This is a genomic window from Micromonospora sp. GCM10011542 (genome assembly GCF_042650685.1).
Taxonomy (GTDB): Bacteria; Actinomycetota; Actinomycetes; order Mycobacteriales; family Micromonosporaceae; genus Micromonospora.
Map to the genome: position 1 here is coordinate 24,027 of NZ_JBHSBO010000031.1, position 25,756 is coordinate 49,782.

A 25,756-nucleotide genomic window follows, 5' to 3' on the forward strand; every position below is an offset into this window, starting at 1 on the left:
TGCTGTGGCCGCCACGAGTCTGGCCGCAACCCAATCCCGTCGTTCTCCATCCACGAGAGGAAGAACCGCTCAATGAACAAGGCACTGCTGGTGTCCGACGCCGCCTACTTCCGGGTCGAGTATGAGATCAACCCGTACATGCACACCGAGGTGCAGCCCGATCATGCGACGGCGGTGGTCGAGCACCTGAACATCGTCGTCGCGCACCGAGCGGCGGGCCGGCGCATCGAGTACGTGCCGTCCTCACCAGAGTGCCCGGACATGGTCTTCACCGCCAACGCCGCACTGGTGCGGGGCAACCGGGCCGTCCTCGGCGCACCGCCACCGGAGCGCAAGGCCGAGATGCCGTACTTCCAGGACTGGCTGATCAACCACGATTTCGACGTTGTGGAGGCGCCGTACGCGTTCAGCGGCCAGGGCGACGCCCTGGCCTGCGGCGACCTGCTGCTCGCCGGGCACGGCCAGCGGACCGACCGGCGGATGCACGCAATCCTCGCGCGAGAGCTGGGCTACGAGGTGGTGCCGCTGCAGACGGTGAGCCCCCGGTGGTACGACCTTGACCTGGCGGTCGCGGTCGTCGAGCCCGGGCGGGCGCTCGCCTACTGCCCCGAGGCCCTCGATGAGCCGAGCTGCCGGCGGCTGAGCGGTCTCGGCATGGACCTGATCGAGGTCAACGTCGAGGAGGCGACCCGCTTCGCGCTCAACCTGATCAGCGACGGCGTCACCGTGACCATGACCAAGGGAGCCCCGCAGTTGGCCGCCGCGCTTCGCGCCCACGGCCTGCGAGTCGTCGAACTCGACACGACCGAACTCGCCAAGGGCGGGGGTGGAGTGCGCTGCACGGCGCTGACCCTCGACAACCCCCTCCCGTCGAAGTCGTAATGCTCACGGGAGCCTTCGGTCGCCTGCTCGCCGCCGGCGGGCAGGCGCTCACCGGCCATGGCCTGACGGCCCGTTCACCGAAGCCAACTAACGCACCGGTCGCGCTGGTCTACCGGGGACCGGCGACGCTGCCCGGCTGCCCGGAGGCCGTGAGGGCACTTCTCAAGTCCAGCCAGTGGGGTTTCGACATCCGCTACGTCGGGCCCGACGAGGACCTGCCGCTGAGCCAGCGGGCGCTGGCCGGGGCCGCGCTCTACATCCAACCCGGCGGCGGCAGCCTCAAGCGCGGCTACCGGCACCTGAAGGGCCACCGCGATGAAATACGGCAGTTCGTCCACTCCGGCGGGAGGTACCTGGGGATCTGCCTGGGCGGCTACCTCGCCGGGGCCACGCCCGGCTTCGCCCTCCTGCCGGGTGACACCGACCAGTACATCACCTCCTTGGGTGCCACCGTCGACTCGCAGAAGAGCACCGTCGCCCCGGTCTTGTGGCGCGGCCGGCGGCGAACGCTGTTCTTCCAGGACGGCCCGTACTTCTGGCTGCAGCCCAACGCCGAGGCCGACATCCTCGCGACCTACCTCAACGGCATGACCGCCGCGATGGTCACCGGCTTCGGTGCCGGCCGGGTCGCCGTGGTGGGCCCTCACCCCGAGGCCACCGACGACTGGTACATCGACGCCGGGTTGCCCGCCGCCGACCGGCTCGGCGCGGATCTCGGCCTGGACCTGATCGACGCGGTGATGAGGCCATGATTGAGACCGCGAAGCTCAGTTGGCAGGATCTCGACCGGGCCGCTGAGGCGAACAGACGCGCCGCCGAAGCCCGGCGAGCCGCCGTTGCACCTGCGAGAACGGACCCGCCGCTCGGGCGATCCCGGCTGCTCGGCGTGGACGCCGCCCGCGGAGCCGCGATGCTCGCCATGATCGCCGTGCATTCGTTGCCCCAATTCGATGCCTCGGGGCAACCCACCTGGTGGTTCACGGCCTTCGCCGGACGAGCGGCTGCGGCGTTCGCGGTCCTGGCCGGGGTCGGCATCGCGTTCCTGACGCAGCGACAGCGGGTCCGACCGGCCGCCAGCTCGGGGCTCGTCGCGGCGCTGATCGTCCGGGCCCTGGTCATCGGCGCGATCGGATTGGCACTGGGCTACACCGACGCGTCCCTGGCGGCGGTGATCCTGCCCTACTACGCGGTGATGTTCCTGTTGGCGACCCCGTTGGTGTTCCTGCCGACCTGGCTGGTGGCGTTCACTGGCGTGGTCGTGGCCGCCGGCGCTTCGGCTCTGCTTCACGTCCTGCCGCCACTGCCGCAGCCGAGTCTTGACAACGCCGCGTTCGCGCATCTCCTCGACAACCCGGTCGCGCTGCTCACCGAACTGTCGCTCACCGGGGAGTATCCGGCCGTGGCGTGGATGGCGTACCTGTGTGCCGGCCTGGTCATCGGGCGGCTGACCCTGACCCGGATGAGGACCATCCTCGGGATGCTCGTCGCCGGAATCACCCTCGCCGCCACGGCATCAGTGGCGTCGTCGGTCCTGCTCAACCGCTACGGGGGCCTGCAACAGATCACGCTCACCCAGCCGAAGAGCGGGCTGGACACGACCGCGACGACGGAGCTGCTCACGTTCGGCGGGGACGGCACCACGCCGACCTCGACGTGGTGGTGGCTCGCGGTCGACGCGCCACACACCAGCACACCGCTGGACCTGCTCGGCACCATCGGGAGCGCGATCGCCCTGATCGCCCTCATGCTGCTCGCCGGCCGAGTGACACCGACCTGGCCGCGGCGGGCGATCTCCGTGCTGCTGGTGCCCCTGGCTGCGGCCGGCGGCATGGCACTGACGGTCTACACCGGGCACATCATGTTCATCAACTCCGACCTCGATTCTTTCGCGCCCGCGACCGGATACCTCGCGCAGGTCGTGGTCATCCTGGTGTTCGCAGCCGCATGGTGGGCCACCGCGGGCCGTGGCCCGCTCGAAGGGGTCGTGACGGCAGCCTCCCGCGGCGCTCGTCGCCTGGCCACTTGGAACGGTCGGCGACGGCACGGCCGCATCGGAATGTCGATGTACACGGCAGCGGCCGCCCCCGCCCGCCCGTTAGAGGCCCCCGCGATGGGACTGCGCCGCGGCTGAGCGGGAGGAATCGACATGAGGCAGGACAGGTTGGGCCTGCTCATCGGCGAAGGGCCCAGGTTCAGCCGGCGACGTCTCCTGGTGGGCGTGGGCGCCGCCGGCACCCTGGCCGCGCTCGGCTGGGCCGGGGCCTCGGCGATCTCCGCAAACCGGCCCTTGGCACTGGTCTACCGGGGTCCAGCAGCCTGCTCCGGCTGCGCGGAGGCGGTGGCGGCACTCCTGGGCAGCGCACCGGCCGGGTTCCACACCGAGTACTGCGGCCCCGACGAAAAGCGGCAGATATCGCGCAGCACGCTGTCCGAAGCGGCGGTCTACGCCCAGCCCGGAGGCGGCAACGTCAACCCGGCCTGGCGCAGGATGCGTGACTATGCCGAGGAGATCCGGGGCTTCGTCCACGACGGCGGGCACTACCTCGGCTTCTGTCTGGGTGGGTACCTCGCCGCCGACAATCCGGGCTTCGGTCTGATCAACGCGAAGGTCGGCCAGTACATCAGCACCGACGGAGCGAGCGTCGACAGCACCGACGACGTGGTAATCGCGGTGCGGTGGCGTGGCCGCGTCCGGCACATGTACTTCCAGGACGGGCCGACGTTCGCGCTGCGATCCGGAGCGCCGGGCACCGTGCTCGCCACCTACGACACCGGCGCCGCCGCCGCCGTCGTCACCACCTTCGGCGCCGGACGGGTCGGCCTCGTCGGACCACACCCCGAGGCTGACCGCTCGTGGTACGCGGACGCTGGGCTGAGCAACCCCGACGGCATCCGCTTCGATCTGGGCCATGACCTCGTCGAGAGCACCACGGACGGAACCGGCCTGCACAGTGCGAGCTGAGCGGTGAATTCGCCGATGCTCCTCGGCCGGCGAAGGACAATCATCCAAACCAGCTTGCCACCCCGGGGCCTGCCAAACCGACGTGTAACTCGGGTCGCCCTCTGGGTGTGGCCCTACCGAGCACGAACCAGCCCACCGGGCCAGATCCCTGCCGGGCTCAGCATGTGCTCGGCGTGCCCCGCGACGTCGACGTATGCCTCGGCTCTGCTCCCAGGCATACCCGAACTGCCAGGGCACCTTCGTGCTCCGGGCTACGGGGGCTACGGGACCGAGCTCGATTCGCCATCATGTCCGCCGGCAAGCCCAGCCAGCAGGCAAGCACACCATCTCGTTCGTCGCCGTACGACCGCAGCCAGGTGTCGGTGCAGTCCCAGAGTGCCATCAGGCCGCGTAGGGCTGTTACAACCAGGAAGGCGTCTGATCCTTTCTGTTGAGAGTCCCTGTTTGGAGGAATACATGAGCGCTGAGCACGCACACCTGCCCCCAGGCGTTGAAGTAATCACGACCCTGCCGGAGGCGACGGCCCTGATCCCGGCTGGCGCCGAGGCCAGGACCATCCGAGTCACCCTGGCGCCCGGCGACCCCGGCGCGCCGCCGCACCGACACCCCGGGCCGCTCTTCGGCTACGTCACGCAGGGCGAGATCCTCTTCGAGCTGGAAGGGCAGCCGCCCCGGATACTCAAGGCCGGTGACGCCCTGTTCGAGCCCGGGGGCGACGTCATCCACTACCAGGGCGCCAACAACCTTCCGGACGCACAGTCGCAGCTGGTGGTGACCATGTTCGCGCCACCCGGAACTCCGATTCTGACCGTGGTCAGCGAAGAGGAACTGGCCGAACGACGACATCTGCGAGTCACCCAGCCATGATGACCACCAGCATTCCAGATCGTGGCCGTCGACCCCTCACTTGTAAGCTCTGAGCGCCTCGTCTGGTGGGGGTCCGTCCGCATCGTCGACCCGGCGACTGTCCTCGTCGCGGCCCGCTGCTGATAACAGTCGCCGGGTCGGTCGCGGCAGGCTCGGGTTCGGTAGCAGCTGGCGGGTGAGCACTCCCCGTTGCAGGACGCGTGGCAGTCCTAGTGCGCCGTCCATGAACGTTCACCGGGTCGGTGACACGCCGTGGCGTCCGCTCGCAGCGGCCGGTGGGGGCTCACTCTCGACGGCGGTGTGTTGGCTGCCGAGAATGGGGTTGGCGGGTTGGCCGAGCCGGTACGGGCACGGCGGTTGACGCAGGACGAGGGCCGCGGGCTGCAGCAACTGGTGCGGCGGGGCAAGCAGGTTTCGGTGCGGGTCCGCCGGGCGTTGATCATCATGGTCGGCGTCGGGGACGCCGGTGTCGGCGATCGCCAGGCTGGTCGCCGCGCACGAGGAAACGGTGCGCGATGTGATCCATGCGTTCAACGCGATAGGTCTTCAAACTTTCTCGGCCTATGGCACGAAGAACTCGGCGGTGAGGGCACTGCCAAACTGCCACTCGCACCAGTTGAGGAACGTGCCTCCGGCGGCCGAGCCGGTGGGCCGGTGCGCAACCAGGCCGAGCAGTTCCGCGTGGTGCTGCACCGGATACGGCAGCCACTGGTGGCGCACCAGGGCACTGACGCTGCGCTCGTGGAGGATCCAGCCACCGGGCGCCATCACCTCGTCGAGCGCCTGCCAGAATCGGGGCTCCCGGCTGAAGAAGACCTGCCCACCGTGCACGGCCGTCAGCCCGACCGGCGTGTTGACCTGCGAGGGCAGCGGCAAGGTCCTGAATCCTCATCCCCGGCAGCCAAGGCACCATGTCCAACCCACGCACGTCGGCATGTACCTCGGCGAAGGACTCATCATCCACGCTCCGAGAACCGGCGACGTCGTCAAGATCACCGAGTTGAGCGGTTGGATCGACGAGATCGCAGCGATTCGCCGCATCGAGGTTGGCTGATCGCGTGGGGGTCTGGCTCGTGCAGCCTCACCGCGCACGACGGCTCAGCCAGTCCATGTCGTCGGTGGTCGCGAACAGCGCCGGCCCGAAGACGCCGTATCCGATGCGCTGCTGTAGGAGCGGCCGCTGCGGTAGGCCTCGTCGGAGGCGACGAGGCTGGTGTCGAGGTCGCCGTTGCCGTCGCCGTCGGCCTGGCGCAGCCCGCCGCGCCAGGTGACGTCCTCGGTGGCGAGGTACTCGTCCCGCTCGCCCGGCAGGGCACGGCGAACAAAAGTCATGGGACCACAGGCGCGACCGTCGCAGAAACCGGTTACAGTGCTCGAACCTGACCACTCCACACCCCTGGAGGTGCCCCGGTGACGAGCACCAGCGACCACCAGCCGGCAGACGCACGATCCGACTGGGAGGCCCGCATCGCGCTGCGCAGCGATGAGGCGGGCACGACGAGCGGGATCCCACTGCTCGCCCCGCCCGGTGACCTGGCGGCCACCGCCGGGGTCGGCCACGTTCGACTGTCCTGGTCGCCCGTCTCCGGCGCCGTCGGCTACCTGGTGCACCGCGCACCGCTGCGCGACGGCGTACCCATCGGTGAACTCACCCCGGTCGACCACCTCGGCGGCGACGTCCTCTCGGTGCCCGACACCTGGTACGTCGACACCACCGGCGAGCCCGGCACGCCGTACGCCTACGCGGTGGCCGCCGTCCCCGAGGTCACCGTGACCGGTCCGCTCAGCGCCCCGATCCACGCCGCCGCGCTGCCGGCCGAGGGCAACGCCCCGACCGTCACGCTGCGGGTCGACGCCGCCGACGAGGGCGTGCCACTGCCCCGGCCGTGGCAACCGATGATCGGCAGCGAGCGGCTGTCCCAACTGCTCTGCACGGACACCTCCGGCGGCCGGGAGATCGGCCGTGAGCTGCTCGCCGCGCTGCGCCGCATCCGGGAGGAGATCGGCGTGGAGACGGTCCGCGCCCACTCGATCCTCCATGACGACCTGGGCGTCTACCGGGAGGTGGACGGCGCGCCGGTGATCGACTTCACCGGCGTCGACCGGGTCTACGACCTGGTGCTCTCCATCGGCCTGCGGCCGGTCGTCGAGATCGGCTTCATGCCCCGCGACCTGGCCAGCGACCCCGATCGGACGGTCTTCGAGTACCGCGGCGTCATCTCCCCGCCCAAGGACTGGGACCGCTGGGCCGAGCTGGTCCGGGCACTCGTCGCGCACCTGCTGGAGCGGTACGGCGAGACGGTGCTGAGCTGGGACTTCGAGGTGTGGAACGAGGCCAACCTGGAGGTGTTCTGGTCCGGCACCCGGGACGAGTGGATGCGGCTCTACGACGTCACCGCCAAGGCGGTCAAGGACGTCGACTCGCGGATCCCCGTCGGTGGGCCGTCGTCGGCCGCCGCCGGCTGGGTGGACGCGTTGCTGGAGCACGCCAACCGCTCGGGCGCGCCGGTCGACTTCGTCTCCACCCACACCTACGGCAGCCCGCCGCTGGACCTGCGCCCGACCCTGCACCGGCTGGGCTTTTCGGACGCGCGGATCCTGTGGACCGAGTGGGGCGTAACGCCCACCCACTTCCACCCGGTCAACGACGGCACCTCGGCGGCGACCTTCCTGCTCAGCGGGATGCGCTCGGCCGCCGGTCGGGTCGAGGCGCTCTCCTACTGGGTCGCCAGCGACCACTTCGAGGAGTTGGGCCGCCCGCCCCGGCTGCTGCACGGCGGCTTCGGTCTCATCACCGTCGGCGGCATCGCCAAGCCCCGCTACCACGCCCTGCGGATGCTCGCCCAGCTGGGCGAGACCGAGCTGAGCGTCCGGGCCTCCGGAGACGGCGCGGACGGGCTGGTGCAGAGCTGGGCCAGCCGGCGCGCCGACGGCAGCCTCGCCATCCTGCTCTGGGCCTCCACCCTCGACCAGTCCAAGCGCGATGGTGACCCGGCGCTGGCCCGGCAGATCCGGCTGGCCGTCGACGGGGCCGCCGGCCGGACGGTGACGGTGACCCGGCTCGACCGCGAGCACGGCGACGTCACCACGCTGGCCGAGCAGCTCGGCGTGGCCGACTGGCCCGTCGGGGAGCAGTGGGACGCGTTGCGCGCCGCCGACTCGCTGCCGGTCGAGAAGGTCGACACCCGCGCTCGGGGCGGGGCCGCGGTGGTGGAGCTACACCTGCCCCAGCCGGGGGCGGTGCTGATCGAGGTCGCCGGGAGCTGAGCGTGACCTTCCCCTCCGAGGCGTCCGCAGGCGACGGGTCACACGGACCGCGGGTGTGGGCCGGGCGCGGTCAGGTGAGCGTCGACTGGGACCGGCTGCCCGACGCCGTGGGCTACCTGGTGCACCGCGCCGACGGCGACGACCCGTACCAGGTGATCGATCATCGCGGCGGCGACCTGCTGGCGGTGCCCGGTCCGCCGTACGCGGACACCACAGTTGAGCCCGGGCGGACCGTGCGGTACGCGGTTCGCCCGGTGTTCGACGCGGACCGGCCCGGCGACGGCGCTCTCGGGCCGCCGTCGGTGCCGGTCGCCGCCCGGGCCGACGGCGACGGTGTGGTCGAGGTGACCGTCGACGCCGGTTGCCCGCTCGGGCCGGTGCACCGCCCGTGGCGGGACATGATCGGTTCCGAACATCTGAGCCTGCTGCTCAGCGCCGACCGGGTCGGCGGCGAGGAGATGGGCGCGGGGCTCGCCGCCGCGCTCGGGCGCGTGCACCGCGAGCTGGGGGTCGAGCGGGTCCGGGCGCACGGCATCCTCGGCGACGACCTCGGCGTCTACCGCGAGGTCGACGGCCGCCCGCTGCACGACTTCACCGGCATCGACGCGGTGCTCGACGCGCTGGCACCGACCGGGCTGCGGCCGGTGCTGGAGCTGTCGTTCACGCCCCGGGCGCTGGCCCGCGACCCGTCACGGGTGGTCACCGCCGCGGGCGTGTCCAGCCCACCGCGCGACTGGGACCGGTGGGCGGCGCTGGTCGGGAACCTGATCCGGCACCTGCGCGCCCGCGTCGGCGACGCCGAGCTGCGCCGCTGGGCGGTCGAGGTGTGGAACGAGCCCGACCTGGAGTGCTTCTGGACCGGCAGTCGGGAGGACTACCTGCGGATGTACGACGTCACCGCCCGCGCGGTGCGGGAGGCCTGTCCCGGCCTGCCGATCGGCGGGCCGGCGACCGCCGCGACGAAGTGGATCGAGCCGTTCCTCGACCACATCGACGCCTCCGGCGCCCCGCTGGACTTCCTCTCCACCCACGTCTACGGCAGCCCACCGTTGGACCTGCGCACGACGCTGGCCCGGCACGGCCGGGCCGGCACTCCGCTGCACTGGACCGAGTGGGGCCCCTCCCCCACCCACTTCGCCCCGATCAACGATTCGGTGCTCTCGGCTGCCTTCGTGGCCACCGGGATGCAGGAGGCGGCCGGCCGGGTGGCGTCACTCGCCTGCTGGGTGGCCAGCGACCACTTCGAGGAGCTGGGCCGACCGACCGCGCTGCTGCACGGCGGGTTCGGGCTGCTGTCGGTGGGCGGCCTGGCCAAGCCGCGCTACTGGGCGCTGTGGATGCTGGAGCAACTCGCCCCGGTACAGCTCGCCGCCCGGCTCGCCGGTGACGGCGCCGGCGCGCTGGTGCGGGCGTGGCCCTCGCTCGACCCCGACACCGGCCGGATCGCCGTCGTGCTCTGGAACGGCACCCTCGACCAGGGCGTGCTCGACCGGCCCGACCAACGCGCCCGGCTACAGCGGTCGGTGCGGTTGCGCATCGACGGGCTGCCGCACGGCGCGTACGAGGTGCGGCACCGGCGGCTCGACGATCAGACGTCCAACCTCTCCGCCACCGCGCGGCGCCTGGGCGTCGACGGGTGGCCGACCGACGCGCAGTGGGCCGCGCTGCGGGCCGCCGACCGGCTCGCCGACGCAACCCCACCCGTGACCCGCACGCCGGATCGCGGCACCCTCGAGCTGCCGGTGACCCTGCCCCTGCCGTCGATCTCCTTGCTGGAGCTGACCCCGCGATGACCGGCACCGGACCCTGGTGGCGCGAGGCCGTCACCTACGAGGTCTACCTGCGCTCCTTCGCCGACGCCGACGGCGACGGCCTCGGCGACCTGGCCGGCGCCCGGTCCCGACTGCCCTACCTGGCCGGCCTCGGCGTCGACGCGGTCTGGCTGACCCCGTTCTATCCCAGCCCGGACCACGACGGCGGCTACGACGTGTCCGACCACCGCGCCGTCGACCCCCGCATGGGAACGCTCGCCGAGCTCGACGGGCTGATCGCCGACGCCCACCGGCTCGGCCTGCGGGTGGTGGTCGACCTGGTCCTCAACCACGTCTCCAGCGCTCATCCGTGGTTCATCGCGGCCCGCGCGGCCGGGCCCGGCGCACCGGAGCGGGACCGGTTCCACGTCCGGCCCGGCCGGGGCGTCGCCGGGGAGCTGCCACCGAACGGCTGGCGGTCCATCTTCGGCGGGCCGGCGTGGGCGCCGTTCGGCGACGGCGAGTGGTACCTGCACCTGTTCGACGTGGAGCAGCCCGACCTGCGCCACGCGCATCCCGAGGTGGCCGCGGACGCGGCGGCCACGCTGCGGTTCTGGCTCGACCGCGGCGTCGACGGGGTGCGCTTCGACGCCGCGGGCTCGCTGGTGAAGGACCCGGCCTACCCGGAGCTGCCCGCCGGCTGGCGGGCCGGTGACCCGTCGCCGTACAGCGATCGCGACGAGGTGCACGAGATCTACCGCCGGTGGGCGCGGCAGCTCGCCGCCTATCCGGGTGACCGGCTCGGTGTGGCCGAGACCTGGGGCGGGCCGGAGGTGATCGGGCCGTACCTGCGCCCGGACGAGTTGGGACAGGCCTTCGCGATGGACCCGCTCTACTGGCCGCTGCGGCCGGAGCCCTGGCGGGCGGGGGTGGACGCGCTGCTCGCGGCCACCACCCGGCACGGCCGGCTGCCGGCCTGGGTGCACGGCAGTCACGACGTGAGCCGGGCGGCGCAGCGGTGGGGCCGCGACGGTGCCCGGGCCATGCTGTTGGTGATGCTCGCGTTGCCCGGCGCGGTGTACCTCTACGCCGGCGACGAGCTGGGCCTGCCCGAGGTGGCGCTGGCCGACGACGACATCCGCGACCCGGTGTTCCGCCGCTCCGGCGGCGCCGAGCGTGGCCGCGACGGCGCCCGGGTGCCGCTGCCGTGGACCGACGGGCCCGCGCCGTACGGCTTCGGGCCGGTCGGCTCGACGCCGTGGCTGCCGCAGCCGGCCGGCTGGGGTGGCTTCTCGGCGGCTCGGCAGGCCGATGATCCGACGTCGGCGCTGGCGCTGACCCGGGCGGCGCTGCGGCTGCGCGAGCGGTGCTGGCGGGGCCGGCCGGCGCAGGTGGTGTGGCTGGACGCGCCGCCGGGCTGCCTCGCGTTTCGCCGGGGCGCCGACGGTCCCACCTGCCTGGTCAACCTCGGTGACACGCCCGTCGACCATCGACCGTACGGGTCGGTGCTGCTCGCCAGCGCACCGGTGGACGGGCCGAGGCTGCCCGCCCGGTCGGCGGCCTGGCTGGGTTGACCCCTCCCGGCGTCGCTACGAGCGGGCGGCCTTGGCGAAGGGGTTGGGGATCGAGTCGAGCAGCAGCCGGGTGTAGTCGTCCTGGGCCGCCCCGATCACCTCCCGGGTGGGGCCACGCTCCACCAGCACGCCCTGGTTGAGCACCAGCACCTCGTCGGCGAGCAGCCGGGCGCTGAGCAGGTCGTGGGTGATGTAGAGCATCGCGAGCCGCCGGTTGCGGACCAGCTCGCCGAGCAGCTCCAGGATCTCGGCGCGGATCGAGACGTCCAGCATCGAGATGGGTTCGTCGGCGATCAGCACCCGCGGGTCGGGGGCGAGGGCCCGGGCGGTCACCACCCGCTGGCGCTGCCCGCCGGAGAGCTGGTGCGGCAGCTTGTCGAGGAACTGTCCGGCCGGGGAGAGTCCGACGCTCTCCAGCAGTTGCGCCGAGCGTTCCCGGATCGCGGGGCCGCGCAGGCCGGCGAAGTTGACCAGCGGGCGGGACAGCGCGTACGCCACCGTCCGGGTCGGGTTGAGGGCGCTGAACGGGTCCTGGAAGACCATCTGGACGTGCCGGCGGTAGTCGACCAGTCTCCGTCCGCGCAGCCGGTCCACGCGGACCTGCGCGCCCGGGCCTTCGCTGAAGCGCACCTCGCCGGCGGTGGGGCGTTCAACGCCGGTGATCAGTCGGGCGATCGTCGATTTGCCGCTGCCGCTCTGCCCGACCAGGGCGGTGACCCGGCCGGGGTGCAGGGTGAGCGACACGTCGCGAACGGCATCGACGCTGCTGGTGCGCAGCCCATGCCGGCTGGTGTAGCGCTTGCTGACCCGGTCGACGGACAGGACGGCCTCGGCCGCCGCGTCGGGGGTGTCGGCGGGGTCGGTCAGGGCGCCGGTGGCCGGGAAGTGGCTGCCGATCGTGGCGGCGGCGTCCGCCGCGCCGAGCTGCACCACGGGCAGCCGGTTCTCCTGGGCCACCAGACAGCGGACCAGCCCGCCGTGGTCGGGCAGCAACTCGGGATGGACCTGACGGCAGGCGTCCTCGGCGTGCGGGCAGCGTGGGGTGAACAGGCAGCCGACCTGCGGCCGGGACAGATCCGGTGGCCGGCCCGGGATGTAGGTGACCTGCACGTCGGGCAGGCGCGGGTCGGCGTACGAGCCGAGCAGGCCCCGGGTGTACGGGTGCCGCGGCTCGTGCAGCATGCCGGCCGCCGGGCGGTTCTCGACGATCTCGCCGCCGTACATCACCATCACCCGGTCGGCCATCTCCAGCACCGTGCCCAGGTCGTGGCTGATGAAGAGCACGGCGAAGCCCAGCTCGCGGCGCAGTTCGGCCAGTCGGGTGAGGATGCTGCGCTGCACGACCACGTCGAGTCCGGTGGTCGGCTCGTCGAGCAGCACGAGCTTGGGGCGCAGGGCGAGCGCCAGGGCCAGCGCCACGCGTTGCTTCATGCCGCCGGAGAGTTCGTGCGGGTACGCCTTGAGCACCCGGGAGTCCAGCGAGACCAGGTCGAGCAGCTCGGTGGCCCGCGCGGTGACGTCACCGGGAATCTTGTGCGCGGCGAAGGTGTCGGCGAACTGCGCCTGCACCCGGATCACCGGATTGAGCGAGTTCATGCTGCTCTGGAAGACCGTGGACAGGTTGGTCCAGCGCAGCTCGCGCAACTGGTCCTCGCCGGCGGTGGTCAGCTCGACGCCGTCGAAGGTGACCCGGCCGCCGCTGATGCGGGCCGGTGGGGAGAGCAGCCGCAGGACGGCGTTGCCCAGCGTCGACTTGCCGCAGCCGGACTCGCCCAGCAAGCCGACGAACTCGCCCTCGTCAATGCTGAACGAGACGTCGTGCACGGCGCGGTTGGCCGGCTGGTCGCGCGGCGTGTAGGTGACGGAGAGGTTCTCCACCTGGAGCAGGGCCATGTCATTCCTCCCGGAGGTGGGGGTTGCTCAGCGCGTCGATGCCGAAGTTGATCAGCGTGAACGAGGTGATCAGCAGCGACAGCGCCAGACCGGGGGCGATCAGCCAGGCCCACTGCCCGGTGAGCAGGGCGCCACCGAGGCTGGCCTGGTTGAGCATGGTGCCCCAGCTGACCGTCTGCGGGTCGCCGAGCCCCAGGAACGCCAGGCCCGCCTCGCCGCCGATCGCGCCGAGCGCCGCACCCATGAAGCCGACCACGATCAGCGAGGTCATGTTGGGCACGATCTCGCGGGCGATGATCCGGGCGGTGCCGTCTCCGGCGAAGCGGGCCGCGGTGATGTAGTCGCGGGTGCGCAGGGTGATGATCTGCGACCGTTTGATCCGGGCGCCGTACGCCCAGCCGGTCACACTGATCACGAAGATGATCAGCCATAGGCCACGGACCGGCGCGTACGCGGCCAGCGTCACCATCAGCGGCAGCGCCGGCACCACCAGGCCGAGGTTGATCAGGAAGGAGAGCACCTCGTCGACCCAGCCCTGCAGGTAACCGGCGGTCAGCCCGATGACCAGCCCGATCAGTGTGGAGAGCAGCCCGGCGGCGAGCCCGACGATCAGTGAGGTGCGCGCGCCGACGACGAGTTGGGAGAAGACGTCCTCGCCCTGGGCCGTGGTGCCGAGCCAGTGACCGCCGGTGGGGCCGAGCGAGGTGGGGAAGTCGTCGTCGCGCGGGCCGTACGGCGCGATCAGCGGGGCGAAGATCGCGACCACGATGAAGGCGCCGAGCATCAGCAGGCCGATGCGGCATTTTCGGTTGCGCCACAGGATGAGCAACCAGCCGGGCAGCCGGCTGCGCCGGGCCAGCTCGGTGGCGGTGACCTGGAGGCCCTCGGTGTCCGTGCCCCGGGCCGGTACGGCGGGAGCGGGTGTGCTCATGACAGCTCCTTGGTCCGCTCGGTCATGCCGTCTGCGCCTTTCGCACCCGCGGGTCGAGGAACCCGTACAGCAGATCGGCGAGGAAGTTGGCCACCAGTACGCCGACGGTGGTGAACAGGAAGATCGCCTGCATCAGCGGATAGTCCCGGCTGGACACCGATTCCAGCAGCAGCCGGCCCATGCCCGGATAGTTGAAGACCGTCTCGACCAGGACGGTGCCCCCCAGGACGCTGCCCAGCGCGATGGCGAAGCCGGTGACGTTGGGCAGGATCGCGATCCGGGCGCCGTAGGTGAGGGCGATGCGCCGCCGGGGCAGGCCGCGGGCGACGGCGAGGCGGGCGTGGTCCTCGCCGAGGCTCTGCACCATGTTGTTGCGCATGCCGATGATCCAGCCGATCGGGCCGGTGATCAGCAGCGCGACGGCGGGCAGCACGCTGTGTTGGAAGGCGTCGGAAATGAAGATCCAGCTCCAGCCGGGGCTGCTGCCGCCGCCGTAGCCACCGCGCTCGGGGAACCAGCGCAGAGTGATCGCGAAGACGTAGATGAGCAGCAGGGCGAGCCAGAAGAACGGCAGCGTGCCGAGGAACGTCGAGCCGAGGGTGATGATCGAGTCGACCCGGCTGTTGCGGCGGTACGCGGCCCAGGTGCCCAGCAGCGTGCCGACGATGAAGGAGATGATCTGGGTGACCCCGACCAGGATCACCGTCCACGGCAGCGCCTCACCGATCATGTGGGTGACGCTGTAGGGGAAGTAGGTGTACGACACCCCGAAGTCGCCCTGGACCACGGCGCCGAGGTATTGCAGGTACTGGTCGAAGAGGTTGCCGTCGGGAGCGCCGAGCATGGTCCGGATGGCCTCCAGCTGGGCCGGGTCGATGCTCTCGCTCTGCCCGGCCAGCCGGGAGACGATGGCTTCGGCCGGGTCGCCGGGTTGCAGTCGCGGGATCAGGAAGTTCAGCGTGACGGCGGCCCACAGGGTGCCGAGGAAGAAGACGAAGCGTCGGGCGAAGTAGGCCACCGGGACCCTCCCTTCCGGGGGACGGGCCGGCCGGCGTGCGGGGTGGCGCGCCGGCCGGCCATCGGCTTACTTGGCGTTGGTTCCGGCGGGCCGCAGGTTGGTGATGATGAGCAGGTTGTCGCTGGGCGCGGCGTAGGGGTTCTCCTCGCTGGGCCACCCGGTGGCCTTCGCGGTGCGGTACTGGAACCACTTGGCGCCGTACCAGAGCGGGATCATCGGCACCTGCTCGGTCATGACCCGGGTCAGGTCGGCGACGGCGGCCTTCTGGCCCGCCTCGTCGGTGGCGGTGCGCAGGGTGTCGATCAGCTGGTCGGTGCGGGGGTCGGTCCAGCGGACGAAGTTGCTGACCGCCTTCTTGCCGATCGGTGCGGACTGGTCGCTGGCCAGCGGCTCCTGGAAGTTGCGGAACATGTTGCAGCTTCCACCGTGCACGCCGAGCAGCATGTCGTAGTTGCCGATCGCCCGGTCGTTCTCGTAGGCCTCGGGGGTGGGCGTCTCGGCCCGGACGGTGAACCCGAGCGCGCTCAGGTTCGCCACGATGATGCGCTGCGCCTGTACCCAGTCGGTCCAGGCGCCGGGGACCCGGAAACTGAAGGCGATGGGCTTGCCGTCCTTGCCGACCCGCTTGCCGGCGCCGTTCTTCGGGTAGCCGGCGGCGGTCAGGTCGGCGTCGGCCCGGGCCGCGTCGTAGCCGGCCACGCCCTGGTTGGGGATGTCCTTGGGCAGCCACTCGGCCTGCCCGGGAACCACCAGGCCGGTCTGGCTGGCCGGCTTGACGTAGCCGAGCTGCGCCTTGTCGACGATCTCCTGCCGGTTGAACGCGGGCACCAGGGCCTTGCGGAAGGCGGTGTCGTTGAACGGCGCCTTGGTCAGGTTCATGTAGACGCTGATCGAGCCGCCGGAGGGGAACCAGTACTTGTTGTGCTCGGGGTCCCGGTCGACGTACGCCTTCTTGATGTCCGGCACGAACATGGCGTTGGTGTCGTACTCGCCGCGGCTGAGCTTGAGCTGGTCGATCTGGCCGCCGCCGTCGGCCTTGTGGAACCGCAGCTCGTCGACCTTGACCTTGTCGGCCTGCCAGTAGTCGGCGTTGCGGCCGAGCGTGAGCTGCTGGGGGTTGAAGGCCTTGACGGTGAAGGGTCCGGTGCCGACGGGCTTCTCGGCGTTGGGGAAGGTCACCGGGTCACCCACGGCCGACCAGACGTGCTTGGGCACGATCTTGATCTCGCCGAACAGCGTGAACGCCGCCGCGCCGGGCTGGGCGAAGCGCATCGTGACGGTCTGCGGGTCGGTCGCCTCGACCGCGCTCAGGTACCGCCAGATTCCCTTGGTGTCGAGCGCCTTGTGCTGCTTGAGCATGTCGTAGGTGAAGGCGACGTCGTCGGCCGAGAACGGCTTGCCGTCGTTCCACTTCACGCCCTGGCGCAGCTTCCAGACCAGCGTCTGCGGGTCGCTCCACGTCCATTCGGTGGCCAGCCAGGGCTTGGCCTGGCAGCCGTAGTTGTCGTAGGCGATCAACTGCTCGAAGACGTACTCGGTGGCGCCGAGCCGGCTGGCGTCCAGGTAGGGGTTGTAGTTGGCCTGCGGGTTGCTGCCGCCGCCGAAGTCGCCGTAGTCGAGGTAGGCGATTCGGCCGTCGGTGCCGGGGCCGGACTTCTGTTCCGTGCCGGTGCAGCCGCTGGCCGCCAAGGCGACGGCCGCAGCCACCGCGGCGAACCGGGCCAGTCTCGATCGTTTCACTTGCCGTTACCTCCAGTGGGGGATTCCGTCGGGCAGCCGCAGCTGCGGCGCACGACGAACTCGGTGGGGAGGACGATGCGCTGGGGTGCCGCCGCGTGGGAGTCGGCGGCGGCGCTGAGGATCTGCCGGGCGGCCTCGGCGGCCAAATCCCGGATCGGTTGCCGCACGGTGGTCAGCGACGGCGAGACGAGCGCGGCGATGGGTGCGTCGTCGAAGCCGGTGATGACGAGGTCGTCGGGTACGCGCAGCCCTCGGCCGAGGGCCCCGACGAGGACGCCGATGGCGATCTCGTCGTTGGCGCAGACCACCGCCTGCGGGGCGGTGCCGCCGACGAGCAGCCGCTCGGCGGCGAGTACGCCGTCCGGCTGCTGCATGGCGACCCGGACCGGTTCAGCGGGCGGGGTGAGGTCCAACTCCCGGTACGCCGCTCGGAAGCCGGCCCACCGCTCGCTGACGTCGGGCGACCCGTCCGGGTTGCCGACGAAGGCAAGGTGGCGCAGGCCGTGGTCGACCAGCAGGTGCCGGGTCAGCCGGGTCATGGCCGGGGCGTTGTCGACACTGACCGAGGAGACCGTGTCCGGGCCCTGGCCGGCAAGGACGACGACCGGGACCATCGTGGCAAGCCGGGAAAGCGCCGGCTCGGAGATGGTGCCGCCGATGACGGCGATGCCGTCGACCCGGCGGGCCATCTCCAGCACCTGGTTGTCGGAGTCCTCGCGCAGATGCGTGCAGAGGATGTGCACGCTGGCCCGGGCCGGGACGGCCTCCGACTCGAAGCCCTGGATCAGTTCGGTGAAGTACGGGCCGGACAGGCCGGGGAAGACCAGGCCGAGCGCGCCGTGCCGGCCTGCGGCGAGCGCTCGGCCGAGGTGGTCCGGCCGGTAGCCATGCTCCTCGATGGCCTCCAGGACACGGCGGCGCATCTCCTCCGACACCTGACCGGTGCCGTTGGAGACCCGGGACACCGTGGCGACCGAGACTCCGGCCAGCCGGGCGATCTCCCGAACCGTGACCCGACTATTGCCCATGACTTCCTCTATCCGTAACGTGCGTGACAGAAACCGGTTTCAGGGCACCATAGGCAGGGCGTCGGTCAGACCACAAGAGGGACCGCCGGAAGATCGGCCGAAAGGAAGAGTCAACGCATGTCGCGAGTTCTTCTCCAGGACCGCAGGATCGTCGTCGACGGTCGACCCCGGCTGCTGCTCGCCGGGGAAGTGCACTATTTCCGGCTGCCCCGGGCGCAGTGGGCGGACCGACTCGACCGGCTGCGTGACTGCGGCGGTGACACCGTGGCGACCTACGTGCCCTGGCTCTGGCACGAGTTGCCCGACGGCAGCGTGGACCTGACCGGTCGTACCCACGAGCAGCGCGATCTCGCCGGCTTCCTGGACCTTGCCCACGAGCGGGGCCTGCACGCGCTGGTCCGGCCCGGCCCGTTCATCATGGCCGAGGTCAAGAACGAGGGCATCCCCTACCGGTTGTACGACGAGCACCCCCACCTGCTGCCGACCACCTGGGACGGCCGGACCGTCGAGACCCGGACCATCGACTACCTGGCTCCGGAGTTCCTGGCCGCAGCCGAGGGCTGGTACGCCGAGGTGATGCCGGTCATCGCCGAGCGGCTCGCCGACCGCGGCGGGCCGGTGATCGGCGTCCAGCTGGACAACGAGATCGGGATGCTGTCCTGGGTGACCAACTCCCCCGACCTCACCGACGTCGTCTGCGAGGACCTGCGGCGCTGGGCCGTCGACCGGTACGGCAAGGACGTCGCGGCCGAGCGCGTCGGCGCCGACCCGAGCGACCCCGAGGCCTGGGCTGCGGCGCTGCGCACCCCGGCCGAGGCGCGGTCGCTGACGGTCCACTACGACCTGGGCCGCTACATGCGTGACCGGTTCCGGCGGTACGTGGTCACGCTGCGCGAGTCCGCCGAACGGCACGGAGTCACCGGGGTGCCACTCCTGATCAACGTGCACGGCACGGGAGGCGGGCGGGGCCGGACCTTCCCGATCGGCATCAGCCAGCTCTTCGAGGCCTACCGCGGTCAGCCGCAGCTCACCTCCGGCTCCGACTACTACCTCGGCGATCTCACCGTCACGAACGTCGCCGACCTGTACGTCAGCAACGCCTTCCTGGCCGCCGTGCACGACGCCCACCAGCCGCCGATGTCGCTGGAGTTCGAGGCGGGCAACGGCGACTACGGCCAGGACCTGTCCACGCTCTACCCACCGGAAGCCATCGAGCTGAAGGCTCGGCTCTGCGTGGCGCAGGGCAACCGGCTGATCAACCTCTACCTCTTCGCGGGCGGATACAACCCGCCGCTGGCCGAGCCGGTGGGCGACGGCAACGACCGGATCGCGTTCACCGGCGAACGGCACGGCTTCGCCGCCCCCGTCGACCCGGAAGGGCGGCTCAACCCGACCTACGCCGCGGCCCGACGCGCACTGCACGCCGTACGCGGGGTCGCCGACCTGCTCGCCGACTCCGACGAGGAGAACGACGGCCTGGCGCTCGGTTTCGTGCCCGACCACTACCTGACCGAATACCACCACCCTGCCTCGGCGTCGCGGGCCGCGCAGGTCGCCGACCTGGAACGATTCCGCGGGATGGGTCCGCGCGACGTGCTCGCCCGGGCGCTGCTGCTCGCCGGACACTCGTTCCCGGCCGTCGACCTCCAGTCGCCGCTGCCGGCGGACACGCCGCCGGTGATCGCACTGGCCAGCGCCGCCACGCTCGGGCGGGAGGTGCAGCAGCGCCTCGTCGAGCACCTGCACGGCGGCGGACGGCTGCTGCTGCACGGCGTCCTGCCGGAGCGCGACCACGACGGCACCCCGTGCACGCTGCTCGCCGACGCGCTCGGGCTGCGCGTCACCGGCCGCGTCGATGACGGGCCGCAGTCCTTTCCGTCGGTGGTCGGGCAGGGCTGGGCGGCGGGCCCGGCCGAGGTCCGGGTCGGCTACGCGCAGCGGTTGGCCGGCCCCGCCGCCGAGCCCGTGCTCGTCGAGATCGGCTCCGGCGAGCCGTGCGCGGTGGAGGTCGCCGTGGGCGCCGGGCGAGCGCTGGTGATCGCCGCCGACGTCCCCTGCGACCTGGACTTCTGGCACGCGGCGGCGGCGCGGCTCGGGGTGCGCCAGCGGCTGGCCGCGAACGCCGACGGGCCCGGTCTCGTGCTCACCTCCACCGTGGACCCGGCGGGACAGCGGCTGCTGCACCTGGTCAACGTGGCACCGTCCGCGGTGACCCTCACGCTCGCCTGGCAGGGCGTCCCGGTGCTGGCCGGCCGGCGGCTGCGAGTGCCCGCCCGCACCGGGCTGATCCTGCCGTACGGGATCCGGGTCGGCGCCGCCACGCTGGTGGAGACGACCTGCGAACTGGTTTCCCGCGAGCGGAACACGGTGCTGCTGCGCCCCACCCAGGGCGACGACGAGGTGGTCCTGGCTACCGATCGGCCGGTCACCGCGAGCCGCGGCAGCGTGCACGTCGAGCAGGGGCGGGTGACCGTGCGGCTTCCCGGCGGGCCCGACGACGACCCGGTGCGGATCAGCGTGGCCTGAGGGCGTGAGCCCCCGCGGCGGGTCTGCTGTCCCGGAACTGCCGCGGGGTCATGCCGGTGCGGGCGCGGAAGCGACGGATGAGGTGCCGCTCGTCGCTGAATCCCAGGACGGCGGCAATGTCTCTCGTGCTCATCGACGTGTGCCCCAGCAGTTCCGCTGCGGTTTCCAGCCGGTGCCGGTTCCGGTACTGCTGCGGACCGGTACCTGCACGGGCGCGGAAGGCTCGACGCCAGGTCTCGTACGGCATTCCGACCGCTCGGGCCACCTCCGGCATCCCGATGTGCGTTTCCAGGTCACTCTCGAGCAGTTCGACCGAGCGGGCGAACCAGCCGGCCTGTGCGCCTTCCCTCGTCCTGCCGGCGGCGCTAATTGCGTCCACGATGAGGCCCAACAGTTCCAACCCCTCGCTGTCACCGTCCCCCGGTGACGAGGCACGGGGGCGGCGTCGGAAGGCGTCGAAGCGTGCCTGCCACAGGGCCACCGGCAACGCCGTGTGCACCGGTTGGGCGGGATCGACGACGCCTGCGCGGTGGGCCAGCTCGAACAACGGCCCGTCGAAGACGAGGAACGTCTCGTCCCAGGTGGCGTCGCCTGCCGTGCCGTACCAGTGCGGCAGTCCGGGAAAGACGAGGATCAGCGTGCCGGGCGTCACGGGGACGTCATGCGTCGCGTCCCGGTACCGGCCGGCCCCGGCGGTGACATAGGTCAGGGCGTAGGACGGATAGCTGCGCGCTGCACGGCTCGGGATCCCGGTTCCACCCTCGATCCGCCCCGCGAGTCGGATGTGCCCCAGACGCGCGACGCCGCGTCGGGACACCACCTCCGCAGCGGGTGCCATCCCGAGACGGTAGACCAGAACGTACCCCTGCTGCCAGGTCGTTCCGGGAGTGGCCATCAGCCCTCTGGTGGGCTGTCGGCACCGCATCGCACGACCAGACAGCATCACCGAGCCAAGGGAGATCGCACCATGACCATCACCCACCTGCCGCCGTTGACCAGCCCGTACCCGGTGTCCGGCGCGGACCTGGCGTCGTACCGGCGCGACGGTCACGTCCGGCTGCGCGCCGTCGCGACCGCCGGCGAGGTCTCCGACTTCCGTGAGGTGATCGCGGCCGGCGTACGGCGGCTGAGCACCGAGGACACGCCGATCGACGAGCGTGACACCTACGGTCGCGCGTTCCTGCAGGTCGTAAATCTGTGGCGGCACGACCCTGCGGCGGCCCAGTTCAGCCTGGCCAGCCGATTCGCGGGCGTGGCCGCCGCACTACTGGGCGTCGAGCGGGTTCGGCTGTACCACGACCAGGCGCTGTTCAAGGAGCCGCAGGGCGGTCACACGCCCTGGCACCAGGACGCCATGTACTGGCCGCTGGACGGGCATCGGTGCATCACCATGTGGATGCCGCTGGTCGACGTCAGTCCCGAGGCGGGCGGCATGTGCTTCGCCAGTGGCAGCCACACCGCCGGTCCGCTCAGTGACGTCGTCATCTCCGACGCGTCCGAGGAGCACTTCGAACGGCTCGTCTCCGATCGGCGGTTCCCGATCGCCGCGCCGATCCCGATGGCGGCCGGAGACGCCACCTTCCACTCAGGCTGGACCGTGCACAAGGCCCTGCCCAACGCGTCGACGAGCATGCGGGAGGTGATGACCGTGATCTGGTTCGCCGACGGCCTGACCGTCACCCCGCCGGCCAACCCCGCGCAGGCCAACGACCTGGCCACCTGGCTGCCCGGCGCGAGGCCCGGCGATGTGGCCGCCACCGAACTGAACCCCCTCCTGCCCATGACCGGCTGAGCCCGGCCAGCGGCGGGTCACCGTCATCGGCCACGCACCGACGCGGTCGGGCCGACCGCAGCCGACCAGCCCGGTGTCCGCGCCCGGAGTGTCGCCGGGGGCGTCCGCGCGACCGGGCGCGGGAACCAGCGCACGACGCTGAGGAGGACGGCGTTCCCCGGCGCGCATCGCGACCGGCGTCGCCGTCTGCGACGTGCGTACGGCAAGGACCTCGGCCCCTACGTGTCCGGCCGTACCATCTCCCGGTGATCTCCCCCCGCCGACGGCTGGTCGCCGCGTCCACCCTGTTGGTGTTGGAGGCGGTGGCGTTCGCGCTGCTCGTCACCGAGTCCGTGACGGGTTGCGATCGCCGCCGTCGGCCTCACCTGCCTGTCGTTGTGGGTGCACATCGTCCTGCACGAATGCGGGCACCTCGTCGCGGCGAAGCTGCTGCGTCTGCCGATCGTCGCGGTCCGTATCGCACCCTTCACCGGATGGCGGAACGAAGTGTCCGTCCGGCCGGCGCCGTCGGCGACCGCGTTGCCGCTGCGGATGGTGCTGTTCCACCTCGGTGGCCCAGTGACGAACCCGTGCACCGCGATGGTGCTCGTCACCGCAACAGCGTTGACGAGCACACCGCTGACACGCCTCGCGCTGCTCGGCGCAGCACTTCTCGCGGCGCTGCTCGGGGTGGTCAATCTCGTTCCCGCGACGGCGCCCCACAGTGACGGCCGCAAGCTGCTTCGCTGGCTCTCGGCACCAACAGCCACCCGCGCCGCGCTACGGGCCGGCTACTACCAGCAGGAGGTGACCAGGACGTTGCGGACGATGGCCCGAGCAGAGGCCGACGACGATTGTCTCGGGGACCCGGTTCGCGACGGCAACGATCCGCGGCTCGCGCTCGCTGCCTTCCAACGGCGCTTGAGCACGGGACACGCCCAGTCCGCGGCGGAATTCCTCGCCGACGCCGAGCGGCTCGCGGCGTTGGCTCGCGCCGGCAGCACCGATCCCACGGCCGCCGCCGCGATCGGGCAGGTGCTTACCGTCCAGTTCGGGTTGTGGTACCTGTACGACGCAGTGGTGAACGGATCGCCGGTCGAACACCGAGAGGTGTTGGAGATTTCGGAACTGGCCCAGCTCGCCATCCACGTGCAGCCGCACATGTTGTCCGCTCGTGTCGCCATGAGCCTGGCCCACCTGCTCAACCAGCGGCCGGAGCATGCGCGGTCGCTGCTTCTCTACACTCGGCCGGGTGGTGATCCACCAGACCTGTGCAGCGTCGCGTTTCTCCTGCGGGCCATCGCCGAGTGTCACCTCGGCAACCGCGCCGACGCGGACACCCTCATCAGGGCGGCCGGCGGCGACTACCCGCAACTGACCCAGGTCGTTGCCGCGATCCAGGCAGCCGATCCGGTGCCGCCCCTGTTCGCGCCGGCACCGATGGCTGACACCTGAGCGGCGTGCTTGCGCCAGCAGACACGGCGGAGGTGTGCGGCTTCTCCTGCGCCTTGATCCCGCGACCTAGCGTGGCAGGATGGCAGCATCCCGCATGGCACCGCCGTCGGAGATGAGCCGCCGGCTGACGTTCCTGTTCGCGGTGGCGGCGGGAGCGGCCATTGGCAACCTGTACTGGACGCAGCCGCTACTCGGCTTCATCGCAGGCGATCTGGGCGCCGCGACCGCGACGGCCGGCTGGCTCGTCACCGCGACGCAGGTCGGGTACGCCGTCGGCGTGCTGCTGCTCGTGCCGCTCGGCGACGTCCTGGACCGCCGCCGGTTCGTCCCGGTGATGCTGCTGACCTCGGCCGCCGCACTGCTGCTGTGCGCGCTGGCGCCGTCGATCGGCGTACTCCTTCTCGCACTGGGCGTGCTCGGCATGACGACGATCTCCGGGCAGGTCCTCACACCGCTCGCCGGGGACCTGGCCGGCGACGCCCACCGCGGTCGGATCGTCGGCACTGTCGGCTCCGGTACCCTCACCGGCATCCTGGCCTCCCGCACGGTCAGCGGGTTCGTCGCCGACGCTGCCGGTTGGCGCACGATTTTCGCCCTCGCCGCGGTCGTCGCCGTCCTGCTCGCGGTCCTGCTCTACCGCGCGGTTCCACCGCTGGCACCGCGGACGCGCATGCCGTATCCGCAGCTCATCGCCTCGGTCGGCGCGGTGGTCCTGCGCGAACGGGCGGCCCGGTGGACGCTGGTCCTGGCCGCCACAGGGTTCGCCGTGTTCTCGCTGTTCTGGACGGCGCTGACGTTCCTGCTCAGCGGCCCACCGTTCCGGTACCCGGTAGCGGTGATCGGGTTGTTCGGGTTGGCCGGCCTCGCTGGTGTCCTCTCCGGCCTGCACGGCGGCCGCCTGCACGACCGCGGCTGGTCGCTTCCGGCCACCGGCGCGGCCTGGGTACTGGCCCTCGGCGCCTTCGTCGTCGCGGCGCACGCCGGCCGCTCCGTCGCACTTGTCGTCATCGCCATCATCATGATCGATGTCGCTCTCCAGACGCAGGCCCTTCTCAACCGGGCGCGGCTGTTCGCCCTCTCCCACGAGGCCCGCAGCCGACTCAACACCGCGCTAGGCACCGGCAACTTCATTGGCGCTGCTGTCGGTTCCGCCGCCGCGACCACGCTCTGGTCCGTGGGCGGCTGGACAGCGGTCACGATCACGGGAGCACCGCTCTGCTGCTTCGCGCTCATCGTGTGGGCGCTGGGACGTCGTGGTCCACTCGTGATCCGCCTCGCCGTGGCCGACGACGCTGTAACGGACCAAAGTGGAACGCCCCTCAACCGCGCGACGTTCGCACGTAGTTCCACGCGCCGATCAACCAGCAACTGCGAGGCGAGGCCTCAAGAGTGATCAGTGGATGGCCATGGCCGTAGGATCGCCGAAACGTCCCGTCATGCCGTCGGGTGCTGACCGAAGCCGGCCATCGGCACGCCAACCGCCTTCTCGTACAGCACCACATTGCTGAGACCCACCCGTCGCCCGTCGGCGAGGCTCCGGCACGACGGCCACATGATCGACCGCAGTGCCGGATGCTCGACGGCGCGGAGCGACTCACTCGACTCCAGCTCGACCCCGTTCTGGTCGCACCAAGCGACGACAGCGGCCCAGAACTGGTCCACCGTCTCCCAACCCTCCACCGTCCGGGGTCCGCGCAACAGCAGAAGCTCCTCCGTGGTGAACAGGCCCTCCGTCCCGTGCGACGCCGCGTTCTGAAGATCCTCGAGAAAGCTCAGCGCGACACGCGACGCGTCGCCCTCCTCAACCAGCAACTCCTCGACGACGGCGAGGGTTGCCCTGACCCGCCCGCTCCTACGCTGCACCACGTCCATGACGACGTCCCGCACCGGGATCTCGCCGCCCGCAGTGGGCAGCCCAGCGGCGGCCATGAGCCGCCCGACGGGAGTCAACGGTCGCCGTCTGAAAAGTCCCACTGCTTCACCTTCGGTAGCTGCGGCATCCGGCCGGTCGCCGTCCGGGTCGCATGATCATGCCAGTCACGGCCGCCCGCGCCAATCAGCTTCGCTTCTTCCCGGTTTGCTGTGGGCTCC

General features: G+C 71.3%; 21 protein-coding genes and 1 pseudogene. 13 read left to right on the plus strand and 9 right to left on the minus strand.

The window, feature by feature from the left end:
* Window positions 1-72: 72 nt before the first annotated feature.
* The 6 genes and pseudogenes from ACFOW4_RS10665 to ACFOW4_RS10690 all read left to right on the plus strand — a co-directional run.
* Window positions 73-882, plus strand: coding sequence for a dimethylarginine dimethylaminohydrolase family protein (locus ACFOW4_RS10665; RefSeq protein ID WP_377526670.1), 810 nt, complete (start codon window positions 73-75; stop codon window positions 880-882).
* Complete coding sequence (locus ACFOW4_RS10670) at window positions 882-1,634, plus strand: BPL-N domain-containing protein (RefSeq protein ID WP_377526671.1); 753 nt, start codon at window positions 882-884, stop codon at window positions 1,632-1,634. Before ACFOW4_RS10665 ends, ACFOW4_RS10670 begins: the two co-directional genes overlap by 1 nt.
* Window positions 1,631-3,013 (plus strand): heparan-alpha-glucosaminide N-acetyltransferase domain-containing protein, encoded by a 1,383-nt coding sequence (locus ACFOW4_RS10675; RefSeq protein WP_377526673.1) that lies wholly within the window; start codon window positions 1,631-1,633, stop codon window positions 3,011-3,013. Before ACFOW4_RS10670 ends, ACFOW4_RS10675 begins: the two co-directional genes overlap by 4 nt.
* A gap of 15 nt (window positions 3,014-3,028) precedes the next feature.
* Window positions 3,029-3,844, plus strand: a complete 816-nt coding sequence (locus ACFOW4_RS10680; protein ID WP_377526674.1) for a BPL-N domain-containing protein — start codon at window positions 3,029-3,031, stop codon at window positions 3,842-3,844.
* A 456-nt stretch (window positions 3,845-4,300) separates the two neighbouring features.
* Window positions 4,301-4,711: a cupin domain-containing protein gene (locus ACFOW4_RS10685; RefSeq protein ID WP_377526676.1), complete on the plus strand. Its 411-nt coding sequence runs from the start codon at window positions 4,301-4,303 to the stop codon at window positions 4,709-4,711.
* Window positions 4,712-5,041: 330 nt separating this feature from the next.
* Window positions 5,042-5,261 (plus strand): annotated as a pseudogene (locus ACFOW4_RS10690) (helix-turn-helix domain-containing protein); the annotation flags it as partial.
* Window positions 5,262-5,272: 11 nt separating this feature from the next.
* Here ACFOW4_RS10690 and ACFOW4_RS10695 read toward each other — a convergent pair.
* Window positions 5,273-5,587 (minus strand): hypothetical protein, encoded by a 315-nt coding sequence (locus ACFOW4_RS10695; protein WP_377526822.1) that lies wholly within the window; start codon window positions 5,585-5,587, stop codon window positions 5,273-5,275.
* Between the two features lie 222 nt (window positions 5,588-5,809).
* Window positions 5,810-6,043: a hypothetical protein gene (locus ACFOW4_RS10700; RefSeq protein ID WP_377526677.1), complete on the minus strand. Its 234-nt coding sequence runs from the start codon at window positions 6,041-6,043 to the stop codon at window positions 5,810-5,812.
* 78 nt (window positions 6,044-6,121) lie between these two features.
* Here ACFOW4_RS10700 and ACFOW4_RS10705 point away from each other — a divergent pair, with 78 nt between their 5' ends.
* The 3 genes from ACFOW4_RS10705 to ACFOW4_RS10715 are packed head-to-tail and all read left to right on the plus strand — an operon-like array spanning window position 6,122 to window position 11,303.
* A complete protein-coding gene (locus tag ACFOW4_RS10705) occupies window positions 6,122-7,978 on the plus strand; it encodes a xylan 1,4-beta-xylosidase (protein WP_377526679.1) in 1,857 nt (618 codons plus the stop codon).
* A 2-nt stretch (window positions 7,979-7,980) separates the two neighbouring features.
* Window positions 7,981-9,771, plus strand: coding sequence for a xylan 1,4-beta-xylosidase (locus ACFOW4_RS10710; RefSeq protein WP_377526680.1), 1,791 nt, complete (start codon window positions 7,981-7,983; stop codon window positions 9,769-9,771).
* The gene (locus tag ACFOW4_RS10715; RefSeq protein ID WP_377526681.1) at window positions 9,768-11,303 is read left to right on the plus strand and encodes an alpha-amylase family glycosyl hydrolase; all 1,536 of its coding nucleotides are present in this window, start codon (window positions 9,768-9,770) and stop codon (window positions 11,301-11,303) included. Before ACFOW4_RS10710 ends, ACFOW4_RS10715 begins: the two co-directional genes overlap by 4 nt.
* Before the next feature lie 15 nt (window positions 11,304-11,318).
* Here the strand turns inward: ACFOW4_RS10715 and ACFOW4_RS10720 are convergent, their stop codons facing one another.
* From ACFOW4_RS10720 to ACFOW4_RS10740, 5 genes are all read right to left on the minus strand, one after another.
* On the minus strand, window positions 11,319-13,196 hold the full coding sequence (locus ACFOW4_RS10720) for an ABC transporter ATP-binding protein (RefSeq protein ID WP_377526683.1): 1,878 nt from the start codon (window positions 13,194-13,196) through the stop codon (window positions 11,319-11,321).
* Window position 13,197: 1 nt separating this feature from the next.
* Entirely contained in the window at window positions 13,198-14,127 is a 930-nt protein-coding gene (locus tag ACFOW4_RS10725) for an ABC transporter permease (protein WP_377526684.1), read from the minus strand.
* Between the two features lie 22 nt (window positions 14,128-14,149).
* Window positions 14,150-15,145 (minus strand): ABC transporter permease, encoded by a 996-nt coding sequence (locus tag ACFOW4_RS10730; protein WP_377526686.1) that lies wholly within the window; start codon window positions 15,143-15,145, stop codon window positions 14,150-14,152.
* A 66-nt stretch (window positions 15,146-15,211) separates the two neighbouring features.
* Window positions 15,212-16,885 (minus strand): ABC transporter substrate-binding protein, encoded by a 1,674-nt coding sequence (locus ACFOW4_RS10735; protein ID WP_377526687.1) that lies wholly within the window; start codon window positions 16,883-16,885, stop codon window positions 15,212-15,214.
* Entirely contained in the window at window positions 16,882-17,913 is a 1,032-nt protein-coding gene (locus ACFOW4_RS10740; protein ID WP_377526689.1) for a LacI family DNA-binding transcriptional regulator, read from the minus strand. Before ACFOW4_RS10740 ends, ACFOW4_RS10735 begins: the two co-directional genes overlap by 4 nt.
* Window positions 17,914-18,030: 117 nt before the next feature.
* Here ACFOW4_RS10740 and ACFOW4_RS10745 point away from each other — a divergent pair, with 117 nt between their 5' ends.
* Complete coding sequence (locus ACFOW4_RS10745) at window positions 18,031-20,439, plus strand: beta-galactosidase (RefSeq protein ID WP_377526690.1); 2,409 nt, start codon at window positions 18,031-18,033, stop codon at window positions 20,437-20,439.
* Here ACFOW4_RS10745 and ACFOW4_RS10750 read toward each other — a convergent pair.
* Window positions 20,426-21,277, minus strand: a complete 852-nt coding sequence (locus ACFOW4_RS10750; RefSeq protein WP_377526692.1) for an AraC family transcriptional regulator — start codon at window positions 21,275-21,277, stop codon at window positions 20,426-20,428. The two genes, ACFOW4_RS10745 and ACFOW4_RS10750, sit on opposite strands and share 14 nt — an antisense overlap.
* A gap of 129 nt (window positions 21,278-21,406) precedes the next feature.
* Here ACFOW4_RS10750 and ACFOW4_RS10755 point away from each other — a divergent pair, with 129 nt between their 5' ends.
* The 3 genes from ACFOW4_RS10755 to ACFOW4_RS10765 all read left to right on the plus strand — a co-directional run bounded on the left by ACFOW4_RS10755 (window position 21,407) and on the right by ACFOW4_RS10765 (window position 25,058).
* The gene (locus tag ACFOW4_RS10755) at window positions 21,407-22,231 is read left to right on the plus strand and encodes a phytanoyl-CoA dioxygenase family protein (RefSeq protein ID WP_377526693.1); all 825 of its coding nucleotides are present in this window, start codon (window positions 21,407-21,409) and stop codon (window positions 22,229-22,231) included.
* 381 nt (window positions 22,232-22,612) lie between these two features.
* A complete protein-coding gene (locus ACFOW4_RS10760; RefSeq protein ID WP_377526695.1) occupies window positions 22,613-23,665 on the plus strand; it encodes a hypothetical protein in 1,053 nt (350 codons plus the stop codon).
* A 79-nt stretch (window positions 23,666-23,744) separates the two neighbouring features.
* Window positions 23,745-25,058, plus strand: coding sequence for an MFS transporter (locus ACFOW4_RS10765; RefSeq protein WP_377526697.1), 1,314 nt, complete (start codon window positions 23,745-23,747; stop codon window positions 25,056-25,058).
* 41 nt (window positions 25,059-25,099) lie between these two features.
* On the opposite strand, the gene ACFOW4_RS10770 is transcribed toward ACFOW4_RS10765, so the two are convergent.
* Window positions 25,100-25,594 carry a hypothetical protein gene (locus ACFOW4_RS10770; protein WP_377526700.1) on the minus strand — a complete coding sequence of 165 codons (495 nt, stop codon included), beginning with the start codon at window positions 25,592-25,594 and terminating at the stop codon, window positions 25,100-25,102.
* Window positions 25,595-25,756 lie beyond the last annotated feature (162 nt).

Bases quoted from the DNA above. Each gene is read 5' to 3' on its own strand.
- ACFOW4_RS10725 (WP_377526684.1), bottom strand. From the start codon at position 14,127: ATGAGCACACCCGCTCCCGCCGTACCGGCCCGGGGCACGGACACCGAG.
- ACFOW4_RS10770 (WP_377526700.1), bottom strand. From the start codon at position 25,594: ATGGCCGCCGCTGGGCTGCCCACTGCGGGCGGCGAGATCCCGGTGCGG.
- ACFOW4_RS10765 (WP_377526697.1), top strand. From the start codon at position 23,745: ATGGCAGCATCCCGCATGGCACCGCCGTCGGAGATGAGCCGCCGGCTG.
- ACFOW4_RS10715 (WP_377526681.1), top strand. From the start codon at position 9,768: ATGACCGGCACCGGACCCTGGTGGCGCGAGGCCGTCACCTACGAGGTC.
- ACFOW4_RS10700 (WP_377526677.1), bottom strand. From the start codon at position 6,043: ATGACTTTTGTTCGCCGTGCCCTGCCGGGCGAGCGGGACGAGTACCTC.
- ACFOW4_RS10750 (WP_377526692.1), bottom strand. From the start codon at position 21,277: ATGGCACCCGCTGCGGAGGTGGTGTCCCGACGCGGCGTCGCGCGTCTG.
- ACFOW4_RS10745 (WP_377526690.1), top strand. From the start codon at position 18,031: ATGTCGCGAGTTCTTCTCCAGGACCGCAGGATCGTCGTCGACGGTCGA.
- ACFOW4_RS10680 (WP_377526674.1), top strand. From the start codon at position 3,029: ATGAGGCAGGACAGGTTGGGCCTGCTCATCGGCGAAGGGCCCAGGTTC.
- ACFOW4_RS10685 (WP_377526676.1), top strand. From the start codon at position 4,301: ATGAGCGCTGAGCACGCACACCTGCCCCCAGGCGTTGAAGTAATCACG.
- ACFOW4_RS10720 (WP_377526683.1), bottom strand. From the start codon at position 13,196: ATGGCCCTGCTCCAGGTGGAGAACCTCTCCGTCACCTACACGCCGCGC.
- ACFOW4_RS10740 (WP_377526689.1), bottom strand. From the start codon at position 17,913: ATGGGCAATAGTCGGGTCACGGTTCGGGAGATCGCCCGGCTGGCCGGA.
- ACFOW4_RS10675 (WP_377526673.1), top strand. From the start codon at position 1,631: ATGATTGAGACCGCGAAGCTCAGTTGGCAGGATCTCGACCGGGCCGCT.
- ACFOW4_RS10670 (WP_377526671.1), top strand. From the start codon at position 882: ATGCTCACGGGAGCCTTCGGTCGCCTGCTCGCCGCCGGCGGGCAGGCG.
- ACFOW4_RS10665 (WP_377526670.1), top strand. From the start codon at position 73: ATGAACAAGGCACTGCTGGTGTCCGACGCCGCCTACTTCCGGGTCGAG.
- ACFOW4_RS10755 (WP_377526693.1), top strand. From the start codon at position 21,407: ATGACCATCACCCACCTGCCGCCGTTGACCAGCCCGTACCCGGTGTCC.